We start from the raw sequence: 22,937 nt of genomic DNA, 5'->3' as shown, positions 1-22,937 counted from the left end.
TTGAAGATAGTGTCGGAAAATGAAGTTTATGTGATTAAAGGCTTTGAATTTTTCCCCCTACTAACTCCCCCTACTAACTACACGCCGCTATCATTGATACTGAGACACGACCAATCGTACATAACGCTTAACTGCGTTACTTGCCTTAGTTACATTTTCCTTAGTATTTTGCTTTTCACCTTCAAGGGCATTGCGTAACCAAAAACCATCAATCAAAGCTGCGGTAGACAACGCTGCTTCTTTCGCATGCTCTCTTGGGATAAGGTTTGTAAAACTATAAGTTAGGTTACTTTCTAATCGTTTGTGGTTAATGCGTTGAAGTCTATGTAAGCCCTCATTATGTAACGATAACGCCCAAAAGTTTAACCATGTATTCGTTGCCGACGACTCTTGCTGCTCAACCGAGAAGTTGCTTTCAACAATGGTGTCAATACGCTCTAAGTGACTGGTAAAACTCCCTTGGAGTTTAAGCTTTTCAAGCAAATATCGCATAGCGGCTTCAATTAACCCCTGCTTACCGCCGAAATAATGACTAATAATACCGCTTGAAAGACCCGCTTGTTTACTAATTAAACTAATTGTGGCGCTGTGAAACCCGTACTCAGCTATGACTACCAAGGTGGCATCAATTAGCTGCTTCTTTCGAATGGGCTCCATTCCTACTTTAGGCATGTAACTGCTCCATACCGTATGAGCCGCTGCAACGCACTCGAAATGTACGTTACAGCAACCCGTCTTACAGTGAATTAAAACGTTAAACGCGCATTAATGGCAACCGCGCGAGGCGCACCTATCCAAAATGCATTAGGGGCAATGGTAGACGCATAATCTTCATCTAGCACGTTATTTACGGTTAAGCGAACTTCAAGTTCTTCCATGCCTTGACCTATATTGCTAATGTAACCACCAATATAAAGGTCGCTAACTAAATAGTCATCTACTTCAGCGGTATTGTAAATATCGATGAAACGAGAGTCGACATACTTTGTCGATATACCTGCGAAATAATTGTTTTTACTCCAATCTAGGCTAATAACTGCCATGGTATCTGGCGTACCAATAACCGTATTTCCTTTTACGGCTACCAGTGAAGACTCAGCGTTAGTAGTGTCGGCAATAGCCGCTTGTGCGCTAGCCAGTGAGTCATACTGCGTACCCGTGCCACCAATGGTTTCAATGTATTCCGACTCGCTTAACGTTAGTGACGTAAATACAGTAAGGTTATCAGTAATCGCAAAGTCTGCAGACATTTCAAAACCGCTAGACTCAATACCACCCACATTTCTATATCCACCTGCAGCGGCTTCTAAGAAGTCGATACCGCTAGCAGTTTCATTACTGGTGAATTGAATGCGGTTATTAAACTCTATGGTGTAGTAAGTAATATTGGCATTGAATTTAGCACTTGAATAACGAAGACCTACATCAATGTTCTCTGCCGTTTCTGGTTCAATAAAGCGTAAGTCCGTGTCGTCGCGCTCAAGTTGTGCATCTTTAATTGAAGCGAAGTTTTCGCCGTAACCAGCGAAGAGCTCCAACCCATCTACTGCGATAGGCGCTACAAAACCGGCAGAAAATAGCGTGTCAGAATCAGAATTAACATCTAAGTTGTTAGCACTGTCGAAATTATCGTTCTTCGCAATATCAACGTTGAAACGCTTAGCGCCTAAACGTACTTTCGCTACCCCGAAGTCAATTTCGTCTTCTACATAATACATTAGGGTATCAACGGGGAAACTACGGTCATACTGTACCCAGTAAGGTGAATTATTAAAATCGTAACCAATCGCTGAGTCGGTAATCTTGTGCCAGTCTCGGTATTCATCACGCTCATAATCTTCCCACCACAAACCAAAGCGAAGCGTGTTATCGAATTCACCTAACTTGGCGTACCAGATACCATCTGCATTAAAACCGATGCGTTCTTTGTTGTAGTGGGTGTGTCGGTATGAACCAACTGGAATCGCGCCTTGTTCATGACAGCTTGGATCGTACTCTGCGCCCGCGCCACCATAAGGAAAAGTAATTGAGCTTGCGCAGCCAGCAATTGGAGAAAGCTGCATACCATCGCGGTCGACAAAATAAATATTGCCCAGTGCGCTCCCACCGTAAACTGTATTTCCATTAACCAACTCTGAGTGACCCTCAGCGCCGTCATCTTTTACATCAACAAGATACGGCGGTACCCAATCACCACGCCCTTCGTTCTCATGGTAATAGGCACTAGTAGAAATATCGACCGCGCCAACAGTGAACTCAGCTTTTAAGTAAGCCAATAGGTTTTCCCGTAGCGTAGACCAGCCTCGACGATAAGATTGATCTTGATAAGGAATTCCCGTCCACTCACTAGTAAGCTGATCCCAGTCTGGGTTTTGCGCATATTGCTCTAGACTATAAATACGCTGGTAGTTTTCTTCGTGGGTATCGTCATACGAGACGTAACCAGTTAACGCAATGTTTTCCACCATAGAGGTAACTTTCAACGCTAAATGGTCACGGGTATTTTCAGCTACCTGATCCATGAAATCACTGCTTTCTTGCGTAGAAAGACTTATCCATGCATACGTATCTTTTAAGATCTCGCCGGTGTCATAACGCACATAGTATTTAGACGCATCGAACTCACCCGCCGTAACACTCGCAACAAAGCCTTCTTCCTCACTAGGATTGATAGTAGTGAAGTTTAAGGTGCCTCCCAGCGCTTCATGAGAGCGAGAAGCAATATCAGACGTGCCTTGCGATACCTCAATGGTTTGTAAGTTTTCGGTATCAATATAACGGTTTGCTTTAGCACCGCCACCATAGTTAGAGTTGCCATTGGCAATACCATCTACTGTCATACCGATTTGCTGTTCGTTTAAGTTAACTTGAAAGCCACGAATAACAATAGAAGTAGACCAATCATCGGCCCCAAAGGTATCGCCTTCGTTAATTAGTACACCCGGTAAGTTATCTACCACAGCAAGCACACTGCTTAAATTAGCTTGTTGCTTTTGCATGTCGTCAGAAGCGGCGTTATTAGCGTATGACACGCTTCGGCCAACAACCGTAATTTCCTCTATTTCATTAGATTTATCTTCGGCTATAGCTTCGGCCTGGCTATTTGAAATGCCTGATAATCCGGCAAGTACACTAAGTGCAATAAGATGGTAACGCGTCATGTGTAATGTTCCCTTTTTAATCGTTTGAGTGTTTTTCACCCAACCACCTTAAAAAGCAGATGTGACAGTTACGTTAAGTTAAATTGAACATTCAATTAATATAAAATGACAGGCAATGAAAAAAGCGCAAAAAAAGCCCTTCGCGAGAAGGGCTTATATTAAATGACTTTGTTTATCAGTAAGTTAAGATTGCGATACAGCCTTAAAATTAACTTCCTGGTTAGGTGTTTCCGTCACTTTTTTTTTCGCATAAAGCAATGCATCATGCAGGTTGTCATAAATAACGATACCTGGATGATTAACACAGATACTCTCTAACACTTCGTTCACCGCGGCATTAGCACCGCAGATCACTAGCTGTCTACCAGCCGCCATAGCATCCACGGTCACTGTTTCTACCGCCATTGCCGCAGACACATCCACAGTAGGTACACGGGTGAAATCTAATATCATCACCTTCGAGCCCGCTTTCACGTTATCTCTTACATGGTGACCTACATCAGCAGCAGCACCAAAGCTTAACGGACCACCGAAGCTGAAAATAGAGACCTTTCCTTTAAGCGACTCAAGTAATGCATTTTCTTCTGGATCGTTAAGCGACTCTGGAATTTTGCGAAGCTCTTCTAATTGCAAGTGAGCAACTTGGCGCACATAAGCAAGGGCTGCGAATACCACGCCCACACCCACAGCAGTGATAAGGTCAACAAACACAGTGAGTGCAAGTACCAAAATCATCAGACCGAAGTCCCAGCGAGGGCCTTTGTGAGCACGCTTTAAGTAGCTCCAATCGATAATATCTAAGCCCACTTTCACCAAAATACCAGCAAGTACAGCATGAGGAATTTGCGCCGCGAGCGGGCTAAGACCCAACACGATTGCAAGTAATACCAATGCGTGAACCATACCCGAAATACGGTCTTTACCACCGCTACGAATATTCACAACCGTTCGCATGGTTGCACCGGCACCTGCAATACCACCAATAAAACCCGCTACGGTGTTACCAATACCCTGACCGATTAGCTCTCTATTGCTGTCATGACGAGTACGGGTCATGTTGTCTGCTACCAATGACGTCAACAAACTGTCTATAGCGCCAAGTACTGCAAGAATAAACGCAGCTTCTAAAATTAGTAATGCTGTACCTTGCTCGAATACTGGCATTTGGATGCTTGGTAAGCCCGTAGGAATTTGACCTAAGATAGGTACAGATAACGCCAAGCTTGCAAGAGTACCAATGATAAGTGCTGCTAGCGCACCCGGTACATATTTACCTAATGACGCAGGCCATTTGTAGGCAATAATTAATGTACCAATACCTAAGCCTAGCGTTGCAAAATTAATATCTGCAAGTGCTGTAGGTAGATAGCTTAATGCGCCAATAGTGCCACCTGGAGGCTCATGCCCCAATAGGCGGCCTAATTGTAGAATGATAATAATGGCACCAATACCCGACATAAAGCCTGAAATAACAGGGTATGGAACCAATCGGATATATTCCCCAACTTTTAAAAAGCCGAAAATAATCTGAAAAATACCGGCGAGTATAACAGCGGTGAAAATCAAGCTTGCATCGCCTGAGAGGCTGGCAAACAAACCTGCTAATACAACAACCATAGGCCCTGTAGGCCCAGAAATTTGTGAAGGTGTACCACCAAACAACGCGGCGAAGAAACCCACCGCAATAGCACCATAAAGGCCGGCCATTGGACCAAGTCCTGAGGCTACCCCTAGCGCTAAGGCTAGCGGCAAGGCAACAATACCGGCGGTTAAACCACCGGTGATGTCACCACGTAAATTACTTACATTTAACTTAAACATGGAATGTTTCCTAAATTCTTATCGCGCAGAAGTGCTTATCGTTTAAGCTGCGCTTCTGCGTGAGATTGATCCATTACCTCAAACTCACCAGACTCGCTGTTGTAGCACAACACTTCGCCACTACCTATATTATAAACCCAACCATGAAGCGTAACTTGTTTGTTCGCAATTTTTGCGGCAACAGCAGGGTGTGTACGTAAATGCTGAATTTGCTGTACCACGTTTTCTTTCGTTACATCTTCTAGGTGATCGTGGGTTAGTTCAGAACAACCACTACGCTCTTTAACAACTTCAGTCGCAGCGCGACAATGGCCCAACCATTCTTTAACGTGTGGCAATGAAGAAAGCCCTTCTGGCTTCAATGCGCCTTTCATTGCGCCACAATCTGTGTGTCCACAAACAACGATGTGCGTAACGCCCAGTGCGGCAACAGCAAATTCGATTGAGGCAGTCATACCACCCGTTTGGTTGCTATGCGGCGGCACGATGTTGCCCGCGTTACGACAGATAAATAATTCGCCCGGATCAGTTTGCGTCACTAGGTTAGGGTCGATACGAGAGTCTGAACACGTAATGAAAAGCACTTCTGGGTTCTGACCGTTCGCCAGTTTTTGAAAAGTCGCCTTTTTATTTGGGTACACTTCCTTCTGGAATTTCGCAACACCCGAAATAACGTGGTCCATAAATTTCTCCATTAAATAATAATTATTGTCTTTAACTGTCTACGCCAGTGTCACCTGATAGATTAATAGTTTAATATACTAGTTCGTGATAGCTCTTAACTATCACGCTTTCTGAATTATAAAATTAAGGCGACGTAATAACCATGTTACTGAACGGTAAAACTCCATCGATTAACCAAATACGTTATTTTGTTGCGGTAGCTAAATACTTAAGCTTTCGTCAAGCTGCCACAAGCCTAGGTATTAGTCAGCCTACTTTAACGAGTCAAATTAATGCCCTTGAAAGCAGTTTGGATTTAGTATTATTTGAACGTTCAAGAACTGGCACCTTATTATCCCCTCAAGGCAAAGCGCTACTCGAAGCGGCCGAAGAAGTACTTCAAGCGAATCACCGTTTCAATGAAATAGCGCGGGATCTGGCTGAAGGTGAAGTGGTTACATTCCGCCTTGGTATTCCCCCTACGCTCGGCCCTTACTTGTTGCCCCATATTTTACCCGAATTGCATCAGCGCAAACCAGGGCTTCGTTTCTACGTGCGAGAAGCTGCACCACAGGCACTACAACATGGATTGCTGCACGGTGAATACGACTTAATTATCTCACCACTTTCGAGTGAATATTCGCAGCTCATAACTGAGCCACTGTTTAACGAACCGCTTAAATTTGTTGTGCCTTCTGATCATAAGCTTGCCGGAAATGCCTTTGTTCGCCCTGAGCAAATTGCTGGAGAAAAAGTACTCACACTAGAAGATAGACACCACTTTCATCATCAAGTGCAACATATCTGCGATGAAATTGGCGCAAACCTGCAACGAGACTATGAAGGAACAAGCTTAGATACACTGCGGCAAATGGTAGTCATGGGAATGGGCGTGGCATTTTTGCCGGGGCTATATATACATTCAGAATTACATCACCCAGAGGCACTTCATGTTTGTGAAATAGAAGGTATGCCCATGGAAAGGCTACACTCACTAGCATGGAGAAATACCGCCCCTGGTCGCAAAACCTTTAGGGAAATTACCTCTGTGATAAGGGACATCATAAGTAACCGACTTTCAACAGCGGTAGAAGTTATTAACGATTAATCACTGGTCTATATATTATCGCGAGTTTCCTCACGTTGATGACCCGATTGATTAAGAAAAATGGTATATTTACGTTAATACATGAGCAACATTCATAAATTATGATTGAACGTCAGCACCTTAAAATAATTAGCGCTATTCATAAACACGGCACCATGACGGAAGCTGCCAAGTCGTTGTTCGTTACTCAGTCAGCGCTTAGTCATTCGATGAAAAAGCTAGAAGCAAGTTTTTCTTTGCCACTGTGGCAAAAGGAAGGGCGAAAATTAGTGTTAACCCAAGCTGGCAAAAGCCTAGTTGGGCTTTCTCAGCGAGTGCTTCCTCAATTCGAGCATACCGAAGCACAGCTTCGCCGTATGGCGGAAGGTAAGCAAGGTATATTGCGTATTGGAATGGAATGTCACCCTTGTTTCGAATGGTTGTTAAAAGTGGTTGCACCGTTTTTAAAGGCCTTCCCCGATGTAGACGTTGACGTAAGACGGGCCTTTTCATTCGGTGGCTTACAAGCCTTACATGGCTACGACATCGATTTATTACTCACGCCCGACCCATTACATGTAGAGGCAATAAGTTACACCGGCGTATTAGATTACGAACAAGTATTGGTGATGCACAATGAGCACCCTTTGGCTGAATGCGCCTATATCACCCCTGCGCAATTAGCCAATGAAGTGGTGATCACCTATCCGGTAGAAACCAATAGACTGGATATTTTTTCAGGCTTCCTTACCCCAGCTGGTGCAAGCGTGAAACAACACAGAACCATTGAAACCACAGAAATTATTTTGCAAATGGTGGCAGCGGGGCGCGGTGTTACCGCACTACCTAAATGGTTGGTTGATGAAGCGAAAGAAAGTGCGGTGTTAACTTATAAGCCCTTAGGTGAAAAGGGCCTACAAAAAACCTTATATTTAGGACACCGAAAAGAGGTAGATCCGATAGGGTTTGTTGACGAATTTATAACTCTTGCCAAAGCTACCGTGTTGCCTCAATAAGTACTTATAGGTACTTAAATTTTAAACTGCGCTACCAAATCATTTAACTCAGTTGATACACCGCTAAGCTGGGTTGCTTCAACCGCCAGTTCTTCTGCGTGTTGGCTTGTACGATCGCTTAAACCTGTAATTGCCACCAAAGATTTATGAATATCTTGGGCGACTTCAGTTTGTTGTTCAGTAGCGTGAGCTATATGCGTGCTTTGTTCATGCACGGTGCCTATCGCTTGATTGATTTGCTCCAACGAAGTCACCACTTTAGCGGTTTTTTCAACGCCACTTTGAGAAAGGCCCTTGCCTGTTTGCATAACTGAATCAGTTTGCTCTGCCATATGTTGCAAACGCTCTACCATTTTACGGATATCCGTGGTGGACTCTTGCGTACGACTGGCAAGAGAGCGGACTTCATCTGCAACGACAGCAAATCCTCGGCCTTGCTCACCAGCTCGAGCAGCTTCTATGGCAGCATTTAGTGCAAGTAGATTAGTTTGATCAGCAATACTGTTAATAACATCGATTACCGCGCCAATGTTGTCCGACTCCTGACTTAACCCACTCACCACTTCCACCCCTTGGTCGATGGCTTCGGCTAAAGAAGTGATTTCAGCCATGGCGTCTTTTGCTTGTTGACTACCTTGAGTAACAATGGCTTCTGCTTGGTTAGCCGCTTCACTAGAGTGCGCCGCATTTGTTGATATTTCCACGACTGTGGCGGCCATTTGAGTAACCGCAGAAGATACATTATCAACTTGGCTTCGCTCTTGATGAATTTCTGCACTGGTACTTTGGGATACGTCTCGTAAATGATCAGCTGCATCGGAAACAGCCTTAGTGTTTAATGCCGTTTCCGTTAACAAACCTCGGAGCTTGTCGGTAAAACGGTTAAATTCTACCGCCAATGCTCCAATTTCATCTTTACTAGTAATGTCTAATCGTTTTGTTAAATCACCGTCGCCACTAGCGATATCCGCCATTGCAACACGCATTTTGGTTAACGGCTGAGTGATTTTTGCACTGGCTACATAAGTGATAAGTGCAATAAGGCAAATAATCGCTAGTGCCACAATAACTGCGGTAGAAATAGCGTTATTAATTGGTGCCGCTATAATACTCGCGGGGATCAAAATACCTAACGACCAATCCATCGTAGGGTTATCAAGCTTAGCGTGCCTGAATACCGCCACGTATTCTTCACCTTGCCATATTACTGACACTTGCCCTGATGATGTCGACGCTATCTTTCTCGACAAGGCACTAAAACCCTTAGTATCACTAAATACTGAATCAAATGACGTTAACGACGAGCTCAGCGGGAGCGGTGTGGTTTGCTTTGGAAAGTAAACAATGTTTTGGTTCTCATCCAGTAGGAACGCAGTACCTTGACCTTCAAACCGAATATTGTCGATAACCGACCCTATGGTACTGATAAGAATATCAATGCCACCTACGCCTATCAGCCTACCGTTTTGATAAACAGGTGATTGTACTACCGCTGACACACTGCCATCCTGCGAATCTACCGCGGGAGGGGTAACGTAAAGCTCTCCTTTGCTTACCGCCGATTGGAACCAGGGTCGTTTAGATGCAAAGTAGCCTTTATTCACATCTCCAGCATCAGGGCCGCTTTCATCAACCCCAACACGCCCTTGCTCAAAAAAGTACTCACTGGTAGCGGCAGATGCAAAAAAAGCCGACTTAATATTAGTGTCTTGGCTACTTATATTGTCAAAAACAGTGTAAACAGTGGCGGCGTCAGAAAGTTGGGCTTCACTGGCACCACGACGGGTGTGTTGTATAAAGAAATCTTTAAGAAAAGGGTTACTTAAAAAGGTTTTGGCTACACCACCATAGAGGGAAAAAAAGGCTTCCACTGAATCGGCTTCGTTAGCCACTAGTGCTGCAACTTCTTGTTCTACTTGGTGCCTCGTATTATCACCAACTATATTCACCAAAAAGAACGCGGTGACAAGCAACATAACTGCAATGCTTCCCCCCACGATCAACATAAACTTCTTCTGAAGGGACAATGAACTCATGATTACTACTCTATTTGTTTTTTATTTTAGTCGCGCGCAATAGATAATGAACATCTGGCGCTTAATATCGTCCACTCTCTTAAAATAGTAAAAGGCCCTCCCTTCCACTTTACTCATAATAAACAGTGCATTATTACTTTCCAATACAAACGAGTCGATTTCAACTCATATTTAACGCAAAAAGCCAATTCAACTAAAGTTTAAAAAAACAGATTAGATATTTTTGTTTATTTCGCACACAAGATAGCTTTAAGTGGTTAAATTTACCGCAACCAATGAAGGGAAGCCGATACAAAAAGCTGTGAGCTGTAAGCTGTGATGTCAGTAAGAAATGCTACAGTGAATAAAACACTGATAGAGAATAAAGCCAACAGAGAATGAGATGCTGAAAACTGATTAGAGTAATAACAGAAGATAGGTCTTCGAAAATTTCCAAAATTTTTAAACTATTTCGAAACTATTTCGAAACTATTTCAAGACTCTTTTAAAAATACAAAATGAACAATACAGCCACGACCAAATACATCATGGCTGTATGCGGAAAAACATAAAGGTTACGGCTTATGCCACTCCAATAACAAGTTATTGGCCGGCATCTTATGTATTTCACGCAGCACTAAGTCATTACTCCATGCTGTCAGCTCGCTGATATCACGATAGCCACCATATCCACGTTCGATAAGTGATTCATGAAATACTCTGTTACTTTCAGAAGAGAATTCGCCGCCAATAGTAAAGGGGCCATATTGACAAAAAACACCACCCGAAGGTAAGTATTCACTTACTGATTTCATCAACAGTTCAGCTTCATGACGCTGCATAATGTGGGCGGTATTAGCACTGTAGATACCTTGAATGGGTAGCGATGGAAAGCTGTCTTTACCTATAGTTAACGCCACGGGCTTTGTGACATTGGGTAACGAAGCTTCTTCTAACCAGGCTATAATACCTTCATGATAGTCAGGTTGGTCGCTACAATACCATTGCAAATGCGGCAAGTTTTCAGCGAAATATACCGCGTGCTGACCTGTCCCACTGCCAACTTCTAATACGCCTTTACAATTAGCAAACGTGCGATTAAGCACAGCTAAGATTGGCGCTTTATTGTTTTCGCACGCTTGGCTAAACGGCTTTGAGAACGACTCAGTCATGTAAATTAGGCCCCAACCATTTCTCAGCTTCTTCCAGTGTCCAACCTTTGCGCGTGGCATAGTCTTCCACTTGGTCTTTTTGTATTTTAGCCACGGCAAAGTATTTACTTTGAGGGTGGGAGAAATACCAACCCGACACTGCCGCACCTGGCCACATGGCGTAGCTTTCGGTTAGTTTCATGCCGGTATGCTGCTCTGCCGACAATAAATCCCAGATAAGCTGCTTCTCAGTATGTTCTGGGCACGCGGCATAACCTGGTGCAGGGCGAATACCTTGGTACTTTTCACGAATGAGGTCATCATTGGTTAAATCTTCACTTTCGGCATAACCCCAATACACTTTACGCACTTGTTCGTGTAAGTATTCGGCAAATGCTTCGGCTAATCTATCAGCCACGGCTTTCACCATAATACCGTTGTAGTCATCACCTGCCTTAATAAAACTATCGGCAAGTTCATCTTCACCTATTCCGCCAGTCACAGCAAAGGCACCAATATAGTCATTGATGCCTGATGATTTCTCGGCAACGTAATCAGCCAAACAATAGTTAGCAAATTTATCTTTTAAGGTTTGTTGACGAAGATGGTGGGCTACACCTTGCACTTCTGAGCGCGACTCATCGGTATACACTTCAATATCATCATCTACGCGGTTGGCAGGAAATAAGCCAATAACCCCTTTAGCGGCTAATGAGTTGTTAGCAATAATGTTATCTAGCATCTCATTAGCATCGGCGAATAAGGATCTTGCTTCTTCCCCAACGACTTCATCTTCTAAAATTCGTGGGTATTTACCAGCCAAAGACCAGGTTAGGAAGAAGGGCGTCCAGTCGATATACGGACGCAGCGTAGCAATATCTACATCCACTGGCGTTACGCCTAATTTTTTAGGGGTTACCGGTGCTTCTGTAAAATCTGGCGTGAAGGCATTAGCTCGCGCTTGCGCTAAGGTCACAGGCTTACTTCGAGGCTTCTTACGAGCATGCTGATCGCGTACTTTGTCGTATTCTTTTGCCAGTTCTTCGGCGTAAATATCTCGAGAGCCACGATTAAGCAGTTTTTGACACACGCCAACAGCGCGACTCGCATTGGGTACGTAAACCACAGGCGCATGATAGTTTTGCTCTATCTTCACCGCAGTGTGTGCTTTGGAAGTAGTTGCGCCGCCAATTAATAACGGTAAGTCGAAGCCTTGACGCTCCATCTCTTTTGCCACATGCACCATTTCATCAAGTGAAGGGGTAATAAGGCCAGAAAGGCCAATCATATCTACGTTTTCATCTTTTGCCACTTGCAAGATAGTGGCAGCGGGCACCATCACCCCAAGATCAATCACTTCAAAGTTATTACATTGAAGTACAACGCCTACAATGTTTTTACCAATGTCGTGAACGTCGCCTTTCACGGTAGCAAGCAATATTTTGCCATTGCTCTTAGTACCATCGGATTTTTCGGCTTCAATGTAAGGCTGTAAATGAGCCACGGCTTTTTTCATTACCCGCGCCGATTTTACAACTTGAGGCAAGAACATTTTGCCTTCACCAAACAAGTCGCCAACAATGTTCATGCCGTCCATCAACGGCCCTTCAATTACGTGTAGCGGGCGCTCGGCTTGAAGGCGGGCTTCTTCAGTATCATCAATGATGTAATCGGTAATGCCTTTTACAAGCGCATGGGCCAAACGTTTATTCACGTCTTGCTCTCGCCAGCTTAAATCTTCTTTTGCCGCTGCTTTACCGTCGCCTTGATAGTTAGGGGCAATATCAAGCAAACGCTCCGTAGAGTCACTACGGCGGTTAAGAATGACATCTTCTACCGCTTCGCGAAGCTCCTTTGGTATTTCATCATAAACTTCAAGCTGCCCCGCATTCACAATAGCCATATCCATACCAGCACGAATGGCGTGATACAAAAACACCGAGTGCATCGCTTCGCGAACAGGGTTGTTACCTCTAAACGAGAACGATATATTAGAAAGCCCCCCCGAGATATGCGCATAAGGGCAAAGCTCACGAATTTTTCGGGTTGCTTCTATGAAGTCTACGGCGTAGTTATCGTGCTCTTCTATACCCGTTGCTACCGCAAAGATATTCGGGTCAAAGATAATGTCTTCTGGCGGAAAGCCGATAGACTCTGTCAGTAATTTATAACTGCGCTGACAAATCTCTACTTTTCGAGCTTGCGTATCGGCTTGGCCTTTTTCGTCAAAAGCCATGACTACCGTGGCAGCACCATAACGTTTGATTTTTTGTGCTTGGGCAAGAAAGCTTTCTTCGCCTTCTTTAAGGCTGATTGAGTTTACAATCGCCTTGCCTTGCACACATTTTAGCCCCGCTTCAATCACTTCCCATTTTGATGAGTCAATCATAATAGGAACCCGACTGATATCGGGCTCGGACGCAATCAGGTTTAAAAAGGTAACCATGGCCTGCTTGGAATCAAGCATGGCCTCGTCCATATTGATATCGATAATTTGCGCGCCGCTTTCAACTTGCTGGCGGGCAACATCAAGAGCCGTTTCATAATCACCCTCTAGAATAAGACGTTTGAAACGTGCTGAACCGGTAACGTTAGTACGTTCACCAATGTTAATAAATGTAGAAAATTGTGCGCTCACGCTGCCTCCTAATGTACAAACGGCTCAAGGCCAGACAAACGCATTTTGGGTTCGAACTTAGGCACCTTTCTTGGTGCTATGCTGCTAACTGCCTCGGCAATAGCACGAATATGTTCTGGCGTACTGCCACAGCAGCCGCCTACAATATTCACTAATCCAGACTCTGCCCATTCTTTGATATGCTCGGCCATTTCAGGCGCTTCTAAATCATATTCGCCAAACTCGTTGGGTAAACCCGCATTGGGGTGAGCAGATACAAGGCACTCGCTAATGGTAGAGACTTCTTCAACATATTGGCGTAACAAGTCAGGCCCCAAAGCGCAATTTAAGCCAAACGAAAACGGGCTAATGTGGCGCATTGAATAATAAAAGGCTTCAGAGGTTTGCCCCGAAAGCGTTCTGCCTGAGGCATCGGTAATGGTGCCTGAAATCATCACTGGCAAATACTTACCTAGTTTTTCGAACACGGTTTCCACGGCGAAAGCTGCCGCTTTAGCATTTAGCGTATCGAAAATGGTTTCAAGCATAATCAAATCTACGCCGCCTTCGATTAGCGCTTCGGTAGACTCTGTATAGGCTTCTACTAAGGCGTCGAAAGTCACGTTGCGCTTACCTGGGTCGTTAACATCAGGAGAGATAGACGCAGTACGATTCGTTGGGCCTAATACACCAGCGACAAATCTGGGTTTATCAGGGGTTTTCGCTGTGAACTCATCAGCGGCTTTTCTGGCTAATTTAGCGGCAGCAATATTGATGTCTCTAGACTGCGCTTCCATGTCGTAATCGGCCATGGCTATTGTGGTAGCATTAAACGTATTGGTCTCAACGATATCGGCGCCAGCTTCAAAGTAATCACAATGAATTTGATAAATAATATCCGGCTGTGTAATGGCTAAAAGGTCGTTGTTGCCTTTCACATCACAGTGCCAATCGGCAAACTGGGTACCACGGTAATCTTCTTCTTCCAGCTTATGCTGCTGGATCATGGTTCCCATCGCACCATCTAATACAAGAATACGTTGTTGTGCAGCGCGTAGCAGTGTTGCTTGGGCGCTAGAAACTGGATGTTGACTCACGCGTTACCTCTTTGGCTGTGATTTTTCAGCTAACTGATTTAAGTCATATGGCGTTGTTTGGTAAACATAGTAGTTTAACCAGTTCGTAAAAAACAGACTCCCGTGGGAGCGCCATCTGACGATAGGTGGCTTGGTCGGATCGTTATCCGTAAAATAGTTTTTGGGTATAGACGGTGTCTGCCCTGCCTTTACGTCTCTAAAATATTCATCGCCAAGGGTATCAGCATCGTATTCTGGATGCCCCGTAACAAACACCATGCGCTTATCTTCTGAGGCGACAATATAAGCGCCTACTTCTTCAGACTCTGCCACCACATGCAGTCCATCTACACTATTGTAATTCGCGGTATCGATATGACCATAGCGAGAATGAGGCGCATAGAATACCGGGTCGAAGCCACGCAATAATTCATTATGGGGGTCGTTTACTTTGTGCTCGAACACGCCTGAAAATTTTTCTTTGCGCAGCGTGCGGGTAAAGTTATAAAAATGGTACATAGCAGCATGTGCAGCCCAGCATAAATATAGCGTGGAGTTAACGTGACGCTGTGCCCATTCTAAAATGGTAGTCATGGTATCCCAGTACTTTACGTCTTCGTATTTCAACAATGCTAGAGGAGCACCAGTCACGATAAGCCCATCGTACTTTTTGTCTGCCACTTGTGAAAAGTCGTGATAGAAAGCATCCATGTGAGACTGAGGGGTATTTTTGGGTGCCTGACTATCGATGCGAATAAAATCTACATCAATTTGAAGTGGCGTGTTGGAAAGTAATCTCAACAGCTGTACTTCAGTCTCAATTTTATTAGGCATCAAGTTTAAGATACCCACTTTAAGAGGACGTATATCCTGATTCGCCGCCCTATTGCTCTCCATGGTGAAGATGTTTTCGCCCAACAACACATTCTGCGCAGGCAGTTGTTCTGGTATACGAATTGGCATAGAAGGCTCCAGTCATAAGTTACTATGACTGTATTGTGGCAATTACCACACAGATGTCAACATCTTTACGTCTAGACGTCTAAACGGACGTTTAATGGCATTATTGAGAAGGGGATTGTTTGTGTACCATAAATAACATTTCTGCTTCGGCACGAGGAATATCACATGCCTCCATCACTTCCTCGATACTGGCGCCTTGCTTTACTAACTCGGCCGCTCGCTGATAAAGCCTTAGGGAGGGGTCTTGAAGTTTTAGTTCACGGATCTGATTTTCAAAGTCATCTTGTTTAGCTTGAAGGGCTTGTAAGTGGCGAGTAACCACTAAACTGCGGGTTTGTGCTTCATTTTGTTGATGACCAAAATCTCGAATTTGGGTATCCATGTCATCGGTTCTACGCGTTACTTGGTCTTGCAGTTCGCTTAATGCCGCATGTGTTTTTCGCTCTTTAAACGTCAACCATATTGCAAAAACACCAAGTGCTATCACAAGCGCAAGCAATATAAGTTCGTTGATTGTTGGAGCAATAAACTGCAGATCCATATGCGAAGAAGCCTTAATTCGTACCTATGTAAACCGGAAATAAAAAAGGCAGATAACTTAGTTACCTGCCCTTTAGACGTGTAGGTTGACTAAATTGAACTTAGTTCATCCCACTCTTCGTCACTTAACAGCTTGTTTAAATCCACGAGAATAAGAAGCTCACCGTCTCGGTTGCTTACACCTTGGATAAACTTAGCACTTTCTTCAGTACCCACGTTTGGCGCACTGTCAATTTCAGACGAGCGAAGGTAAACCACCTCAGCCACGCTATCAACAAGTATACCCACGACTTGTTCATCAGACTCGATGATCACAATACGGGTATTGTCCGTTATTTCTGTTGGTGGTAATCCAAAACGTGCACGTGTATCTATGACCGTAACAACATTACCACGTAGGTTAATGATACCTAGTACGTAGTCAGGTGCGCCGGGTACAGGTGCAATTTCAGTGTAACGCAATACCTCTTGTACTTGCATTACGTTAATACCGTATGTTTCCTCACCTAAGCGGTATGTCACCCATTGAAGGACTTCATCGTTACTATCGGTGGTATTACTGTTCGTTCTTTCGTCGCTCATGAACCTGGCTCCCAATACTCGGTGTCTGGTCGTTACTGCCTAAGCCTTTGTTAAGCATAGATATTAATTCGTTAACGTCAATTAACGCGCACATTTTCTCTTTAACCATCCCCGCTAACCAGGGACGCTTACCGGTAGACTCACGCCATTTGACGTCAGCTTTTGCCAAGGTGACCGTGTTAACCAGTTTCTCACTGGCCAATCCCCACGAACTATCCCCTAACATAATAAGATATCGGTAGTTCAATGACTCTGCGAGACTCTCATCATACTTTTCTGGCATGACCCATCTTGCAGAATCTACAACGCTAAGCTTCTCTTCGCGATGTATCATTACCCCCATGAACCAATCCGGCTTCCCAAATAGAGGGCCTATCTTTTCAATCTGATGTATACCACCTAGGGTGGTTAATGGCACTGCTAATGTTAACCCTGCCACTTCAAAAAATAATGCCTGAAAATTATTTTCGAGGCTGTCGACCAACAATGCTTTTTCTAAAGGTTGCTCCTCTTCTGAAGAGGCATCGACTGATTCAGCAGTCTCATTATCTATTTCATTGTAGTCGCTTTTTTCGTATTGCGTAGTTTCTTCGACATCTTTGCCTGTGCTAGATGACACTGCTTCAATAATGGCTTCTTCAACCACTACTTGTTCAGTGGTAGGTGCTTCATCAAATGTGGCTTCTTCGGCTAACGTTTGCACCGCTTGCTCAAGCAATTTTGCCGTTCGCGCAGTCACGTCTGCCGGATCATCTGGCTCTTTTAATAGGCTATCGAGATAAGCCTCTACAACGTCTTCCCGTGCAAAAGGTCCTTGATTGCTCATCTAACTTTACTTCTCCAAAACCTCAAGTAACTTGCTATAAGCCGTTACCCCTCGGGTTTTCGGGTATGCTGCGGAAATTGGCAACTGTACTAAACTCGCATCTCTAAAATGCGTATCTACGGGAATTACACCTTGCCAAACCCGCTCTCCATAATCGCTCATTAAACGCTTTCTAGATTCAAGCGCCGCGTTAGTGCGTTTGTCGAACATAGTAGGAATAATCACAGTGTCAAAAGACTTTTGAAGAGAGCGCCCCATTATTTCCATAGTGCGTATCATTCTGTCTAAGCCTTTCAGCGCCAAATACTCTGTTTGTGTCGGCACTATCACTTTATTGCATGCTGCCAATGCGTTGACCATAAGTACACCAAGTACTGGCGGACAATCAATAATGACCACATCAAATTCTTTCTCTACTTTGGCCAGCGCTTTTTTTAGCACTAAGCCCATTCCTTGCTCGCTACCCATTGTTCTGTCTAATGTGGCTAGCGCCATGGTAGCGGGCAAAACGTACAAATTATCTAGCTTAGTTGGACACAAACAGTCCATGACCATATCGGCAGTAATTTCAGAAGACTTAATAAAAATGTCGTAGACAGATTGACTGAGTAACTCTGCGTCTATGCCAAAATAGTAACTCAATGAGGCGTGGGGATCGGTGTCGACCATCAATACCCGCTTCCCGCGTTGAGCTAACAAACCACCTAAGGTTACTGTTGTTGTTGTTTTACCAACTCCGCCTTTCTGGTTTGCAACTGTCCACACCTTCATCGTTTTAATTCCCAGCTTATATTTACTTGGGTTGTCATTCACTCACAGGCAATACTATCGCTGCGCTTAGGCTATGTCATTTCGGTTAAGATACAGCTGCTCATATCATCTATATCAATACTGTTAACCGATATGTTTGCAACAGCTACCGCTTGAGGCATGCCATAAACAACACATGAATCCTGATCTTGCGCCCAAATAGTGGCACCGTTGTCTTTCATCAACCGGCAACCTTCTCGCCCATCTGCACCCATACCAGTTAATATAATACCCAATAAATCGCCACCATAAGCTTTGGCCAGCGAACCGAAGGTTAAATCAACACTCGGCTTATAGTTTATTTTATCAGACGGGTTAGCGTCGGTAATTACTACTTTCTTATGAGAGCCTGAACTCTCTATCAACATTTGTTTACCGCCGGGCGCTAAATAAGCGCAACCTGGTTTCAATATGTCACCATGTTCAGCTTCTTTAACCGCAATATCGCAATGTGAATTAAGTCGCTGTGCGAATGCGTTAGTAAAAGTGCCTGGCATATGTTGCACCAACACAATTGGATAAGGAAAGTCTGATGGCAGTGCTACCAGTATCTTCTGCAATGCCACTGGTCCACCCGTAGATGCTCCAATTGCTAAACACTTATACCTTTTACCAGAAGCCTTAATCGAGGAAACGGTGGGCTGCCTCGTGGCATCTTTCCTTCCGCTAAGTAGATTAGAACTCTTGAAAAACGCTGGTTTCGGCGCGTTATCAGGAAACTTCCTACTTTCAATACGCTTTAATACAGGGCGTTTTATACCGACACCACGCCGTGCAATCAATCTTACTTTTGTACACAGCAGTCGTGCTGCGTCTTTACGGTCTTGGGCGATATCTTCGAATTTCTTTGGTAGAAAATCTAATGCTCCGGCTTCTAACGCATCTAGGGTCGCTTGTGCACCATGGTGCGTAAGCGACGAAAACATCAAAATAGGCACGGGCCGTTTTTCCATAATGGCTTTTACCGCTGAAATGCCATCCATTATCGGCATTTCCACATCCATTGTGACTACATCAGGTAGCAGTGTATCTATTTTATCTAGTGCATCTTGCCCGTTACGAGCTTCACCAATAACTTCAAGCTCTCTGTCATCGTCGAGAATCTCGCGAACTCGACGACGATAAAAAGTAGAATCGTCCACGACCAGGACTTTAAAGACCATGGATGTTAATTTCCTATTTGTTACGCCGTTTTACTTTAAGGGCTTTTTAGCATAACGCTTCAGTAAGCTAGGAACATCTAAGATGAGTGCAATTCCACCGTCGGATGTGATAGTTGCTCCCGCCATACCTGGCGTTCCTTGTAATAAGGCATCTAATGGTTTTATCACCACTTCTTCTTGGCCTATTAGCGCATCAACAACAAATCCAACTTGCTGGGTGCCTATTTGAACCACGACGACGTGACCTTTTTCTTTGCTTATATTTTTAGGTCCGCGGATCAACCATTCTCCGAGGAAGAACAGTGGTATCGCTTTAGAACGAACTATCATGGTTAATTGGCCATCAACCGTATTGGTTTTCTTGATGTCCATATTGATAATTTCGTTGACCGCACCTAACGGTAACGCGAACGTTTGTTTCCCAACCACAATCATTAGGGTCGGTAATATTGCAAGCGTGAGTGGGACTTTAATATCGAGTCGAGTACCTTTCCCAAGCTGGGAATCAATATTAATAGTACCGTTAAGCTGGTTAATTTTTGTTTTAACCACATCCATGCCTACACCACGGCCCGAGATATCACTAATCTCAGTTTTCGTTGAGAAACCAGGTGCAAAAATAAGATTGAACGCTTCAACATCAGACATACGCGCAGCCGCATCGGCGTCTAAAACACCTCGGCTTATAGCAATCTCTTTCAGTTTTTCAGCATCCATCCCCTTACCATCATCTTCAATGGTAAGTAAGATATGGTCACCTTCCTGAGAAGCCGATAATCTCACGGTCCCCATTCGGGTTTTACCTGTAGCAGCACGGTCATCAGGCATTTCAATACCATGATCCACTGAGTTTCTTACTAAGTGAACTAAGGGATCAGCCAATGCTTCTACCAAGTTTTTATCTAAATCTGTCTCTTCACCTTCCAATTCCAAGGTAATTTCTTTTTTCAAACTACGTGCTAAGTCTCGAACAACGCGAGGGAAGCGGCCAAACACTTTCTTAATTGGCTGCATACGGGTTTTCATAACCGCACCCTGCAAATCACCCGTCACCACATCTAGGTTAGCAATTGCCTTCGACATACTTTCGTCGGCATTGGTTATTCCTAAACTCAGCAAACGATTTCGTACTAATACTAACTCGCCAACCATATTCATAATTTGGTCTAGGCGCTTGGTATCAACACGAACTGTAGTTTCTGCTTGAGGAGGTGCTGGGGTTGCTTTTTTGTCGTCTTTCTTAGCCGCTGGTTTAGCGGGCTCTGACGCTTTTTTAGCTGCTGGACTAGGCGCTGGCGCTTTTGCGGCAGGCGTTGATTTAGCCGGCGTACTAGCGGCAGATTGCTCTGCCTTGGCTTTCTGAATTGCTTCTGTCGCCTTTTTATCTACGGGCGGCGTATTTGCTGCTGGTTCAGCACCTTGCGCTGTAGGGCCTTGTCCTGAACCATGTAATTGGTCAAGCAATGCTTCAAATTCATCGTCGGTAATTTCTTCACCGCTAGGCGCTGCCGCTTTCGACGCAGCTACAGGCGCTGGTTCTTCTTCTTTGAATTTACCTTTACCGTGCAATTCGTCTAGCAGTGCTTCAAATTCATCGTCGGTAATATCATCACCTGAACCACCAACCGCGGGGGCTGCCGCTTTTGGTTCTGCTTTCGCAGATTTACCTGGGGCATTTGAACCATGAAGTTCATCCAGCAAGGCTTCAAATTCATCTTCAGAAATCTCGTCGATGCCGCCATCGCTACTTGCGGCAGGCGCTTCAGGTACAGGCGCTTCTTCTAACGCGAATTCTTCTTCGGCAGCGGGGACTTCAGCCGCTTCACTACTGTCACCAAAGATGTTTTCGTCTGGGGTTTCTGGGGTGCTTAACTTATGCAGCAAATCAACTAACTTTGCGTCTGCAGGAATTAGTGGTTCTTGCGCTTTAACACGCTCAAACATATCGACTACTACATCGGTGGCCTGAAGAATGGTATCCATTAATTCAGGCGTAAGAGTACGTTGTCCGTTTCGCATTACATCGAAAACGTTTTCTGCACCATGGCAAATTTCAACTAATTCGGTAAGCGACAAAAAGCCGGCGCCACCTTTTACGGTATGGTAACCACGGAAGATAGCATTCAGTAAATCTGCATCTTCAGGATTATTTTCCAGATCAACGAGCTGTTCTTGTAATTGTTCAAGGATCTCCCCAGCTTCAACTAGAAAGTCCTGTAATATATCCTCGTCAACATCAAACGCCATGCGCCCGCTCCCCTAAAAACCTAAGCTAGACAAAAGATCATCTACGTCATCTTGGCCAGATACCACATCATCGCGTTGGTCTGCATCAATAATTGGACCTTCGGCTTCGACACTATCGATCTTGTTAACTTTTTCGACTTTCGCTTCCAATGGCTTGTCTTGCTCCGCCTGTTCGGGTTCACCGAACATCGTCAGCATATTAACTAAGCTATCTTCCACTTCTTTTACGAGTTCAATCACTCTGCGAATAACTTGACCGGTAAGATCTTGATAACCTTGTGCCATTAACACTTCGGTAAGCAATGATGTAAGCTTAGCTGATTGTTTCGATCCGTCTTCTAGCAATTCGTCTAAATCTGCACATAAAACTTTGAATTCGCCCAACTCAAGTTGACGATTCATCAGTTTCTTCCATTCCGGCATAATTTTTTCGATACGGGTAGAGAGCACTTCAGCAATTGGCATACTCTCTTCAACTGCGTCCATGGTGGTATTGGCAGCTTTTTCCGTTTCTTCGATAACGTACATCAGTCGCGTTTGCGCATCAGGAATGTCATCAACGGTTAAATTTTTAATACGTTCATCGATTTGGAAGTTATTCAACGAGTCATGAAGTTGACGCGTTAATTTACCCACTTCAGCAAAGAGCTCAATGGACTCTTTCATCGAAACAGCTTCTAAGACAGCGTTCGCTGATGCGTTATCGCCCTCTTCAAGATACGCTACCAATTTTTTGGCTTCTTCGAGCGTTATGGAGACACTTTCATTTGTCGACATCCAGTAAACCTCATTTCTCTGGTGAGCGTCTGGATCAACCTAAACGTTCGAAGATTTTATCTAGTTTTTCTTTCAACGTAGCGGCAGTGAAAGGTTTAACAACATAACCATTTACACCAGCTTGCGCTGCGGCAACGATTTGTTCTTTCTTCGCTTCTGCTGTTACCATAAGAACCGGTAGGTGTTTCAACTTATCGTCGGCACGTATAGCGCGTAATAAGTCGATACCTTGCATACCTGGCATATTCCAATCTGTTACAACAAAGTCAAAATCACCTTGTTGTAGCATAGGCAGCGCGGTGCTACCGTCGTCCGCTTCCTGGATATTGGCAAAACCCAAATCTTTTAGCAGGTTCTTTATGATACGTCTCATGGTAGAAAAATCGTCAACCACGAGAATTTTCATACTTTTATCCAAAATA

General features: G+C 44.3%; 19 protein-coding genes. 2 read left to right on the top strand and 17 right to left on the bottom strand.

All coding sequences use genetic code 11. The features are described from left to right. Positions 1-90: 90 nt before the first annotated feature. From betI to J5X92_RS01030, 4 genes are all read right to left on the bottom strand, one after another. Positions 91-672: a transcriptional regulator BetI gene (gene betI, locus J5X92_RS01045; protein WP_232043538.1), complete on the bottom strand. Its 582-nt coding sequence runs from the start codon at positions 670-672 to the stop codon at positions 91-93. 74 nt (positions 673-746) lie between these two features. Continuing rightward, positions 747-3,161, bottom strand: coding sequence for a TonB-dependent receptor (locus tag J5X92_RS01040; RefSeq protein WP_208804276.1), 2,415 nt, complete (start codon positions 3,159-3,161; stop codon positions 747-749). 183 nt (positions 3,162-3,344) lie between these two features. After that, the gene (locus J5X92_RS01035; RefSeq protein ID WP_208804275.1) at positions 3,345-4,982 is read right to left on the bottom strand and encodes a SulP family inorganic anion transporter; all 1,638 of its coding nucleotides are present in this window, start codon (positions 4,980-4,982) and stop codon (positions 3,345-3,347) included. A gap of 35 nt (positions 4,983-5,017) precedes the next feature. Then, positions 5,018-5,665, bottom strand: coding sequence for a carbonic anhydrase (locus J5X92_RS01030; protein WP_129737101.1), 648 nt, complete (start codon positions 5,663-5,665; stop codon positions 5,018-5,020). A 143-nt stretch (positions 5,666-5,808) separates the two neighbouring features. Between J5X92_RS01030 and J5X92_RS01025 the strand changes: the two genes are divergently transcribed. Both J5X92_RS01025 and J5X92_RS01020 read left to right on the top strand, forming a co-directional pair. Continuing rightward, positions 5,809-6,753 carry a hydrogen peroxide-inducible genes activator gene (locus J5X92_RS01025; protein ID WP_208804273.1) on the top strand — a complete coding sequence of 315 codons (945 nt, stop codon included), beginning with the start codon at positions 5,809-5,811 and terminating at the stop codon, positions 6,751-6,753. Positions 6,754-6,854: 101 nt separating this feature from the next. After that, a complete protein-coding gene (locus J5X92_RS01020; RefSeq protein WP_208804271.1) occupies positions 6,855-7,748 on the top strand; it encodes a LysR family transcriptional regulator in 894 nt (297 codons plus the stop codon). A gap of 14 nt (positions 7,749-7,762) precedes the next feature. On the opposite strand, the gene J5X92_RS01015 is transcribed toward J5X92_RS01020, so the two are convergent. The 13 genes from J5X92_RS01015 to cheY form a co-directional block, all read right to left on the bottom strand. After that, complete coding sequence (locus J5X92_RS01015) at positions 7,763-9,784, bottom strand: methyl-accepting chemotaxis protein (protein ID WP_041452572.1); 2,022 nt, start codon at positions 9,782-9,784, stop codon at positions 7,763-7,765. A 554-nt stretch (positions 9,785-10,338) separates the two neighbouring features. After that, a complete protein-coding gene (locus J5X92_RS01010; protein ID WP_013785077.1) occupies positions 10,339-10,935 on the bottom strand; it encodes a DUF938 domain-containing protein in 597 nt (198 codons plus the stop codon). Then, positions 10,928-13,552 carry a methionine synthase gene (gene metH, locus J5X92_RS01005; RefSeq protein ID WP_208804269.1) on the bottom strand — a complete coding sequence of 875 codons (2,625 nt, stop codon included), beginning with the start codon at positions 13,550-13,552 and terminating at the stop codon, positions 10,928-10,930. Before metH ends, J5X92_RS01010 begins: the two co-directional genes overlap by 8 nt. A gap of 8 nt (positions 13,553-13,560) precedes the next feature. Continuing rightward, the gene (locus J5X92_RS01000) at positions 13,561-14,628 is read right to left on the bottom strand and encodes a homocysteine S-methyltransferase family protein (RefSeq protein ID WP_013785079.1); all 1,068 of its coding nucleotides are present in this window, start codon (positions 14,626-14,628) and stop codon (positions 13,561-13,563) included. Positions 14,629-14,631: 3 nt separating this feature from the next. Further along, on the bottom strand, positions 14,632-15,570 hold the full coding sequence (gene metA / locus J5X92_RS00995; RefSeq protein ID WP_013785080.1) for a homoserine O-succinyltransferase: 939 nt from the start codon (positions 15,568-15,570) through the stop codon (positions 14,632-14,634). A gap of 100 nt (positions 15,571-15,670) precedes the next feature. Beyond that, a complete protein-coding gene (locus tag J5X92_RS00990) occupies positions 15,671-16,111 on the bottom strand; it encodes a DUF2802 domain-containing protein (protein WP_208804267.1) in 441 nt (146 codons plus the stop codon). Positions 16,112-16,200: 89 nt separating this feature from the next. Continuing rightward, positions 16,201-16,692, bottom strand: coding sequence for a chemotaxis protein CheW (locus J5X92_RS00985; RefSeq protein WP_013785082.1), 492 nt, complete (start codon positions 16,690-16,692; stop codon positions 16,201-16,203). Continuing rightward, positions 16,667-17,518 carry a chemotaxis protein CheW gene (locus J5X92_RS00980; RefSeq protein WP_013785083.1) on the bottom strand — a complete coding sequence of 284 codons (852 nt, stop codon included), beginning with the start codon at positions 17,516-17,518 and terminating at the stop codon, positions 16,667-16,669. The genes J5X92_RS00985 and J5X92_RS00980 overlap by 26 nt, the downstream gene beginning before the upstream one ends. A gap of 6 nt (positions 17,519-17,524) precedes the next feature. Continuing rightward, positions 17,525-18,289 carry a ParA family protein gene (locus J5X92_RS00975; RefSeq protein ID WP_013785084.1) on the bottom strand — a complete coding sequence of 255 codons (765 nt, stop codon included), beginning with the start codon at positions 18,287-18,289 and terminating at the stop codon, positions 17,525-17,527. A 71-nt stretch (positions 18,290-18,360) separates the two neighbouring features. Next, positions 18,361-19,491: a chemotaxis response regulator protein-glutamate methylesterase gene (locus tag J5X92_RS00970; RefSeq protein WP_013785085.1), complete on the bottom strand. Its 1,131-nt coding sequence runs from the start codon at positions 19,489-19,491 to the stop codon at positions 18,361-18,363. Positions 19,492-19,521: 30 nt separating this feature from the next. Further along, the gene (locus J5X92_RS00965; protein WP_126871968.1) at positions 19,522-21,738 is read right to left on the bottom strand and encodes a chemotaxis protein CheA; all 2,217 of its coding nucleotides are present in this window, start codon (positions 21,736-21,738) and stop codon (positions 19,522-19,524) included. Between the two features lie 12 nt (positions 21,739-21,750). After that, positions 21,751-22,515: a protein phosphatase CheZ gene (locus tag J5X92_RS00960; protein WP_013785087.1), complete on the bottom strand. Its 765-nt coding sequence runs from the start codon at positions 22,513-22,515 to the stop codon at positions 21,751-21,753. A 34-nt stretch (positions 22,516-22,549) separates the two neighbouring features. Next, the gene (cheY, locus tag J5X92_RS00955; RefSeq protein WP_025254383.1) at positions 22,550-22,933 is read right to left on the bottom strand and encodes a chemotaxis response regulator CheY; all 384 of its coding nucleotides are present in this window, start codon (positions 22,931-22,933) and stop codon (positions 22,550-22,552) included. Positions 22,934-22,937 lie beyond the last annotated feature (4 nt).

This window comes from Alteromonas sp. K632G (assembly GCF_017653625.1).
GTDB classification, from domain to species: domain Bacteria; phylum Pseudomonadota; class Gammaproteobacteria; order Enterobacterales; family Alteromonadaceae; genus Alteromonas; species Alteromonas naphthalenivorans.
Note: the sequence above shows the minus strand (reverse complement) of the source record. Positions and strands in the feature narration are given on the sequence as shown.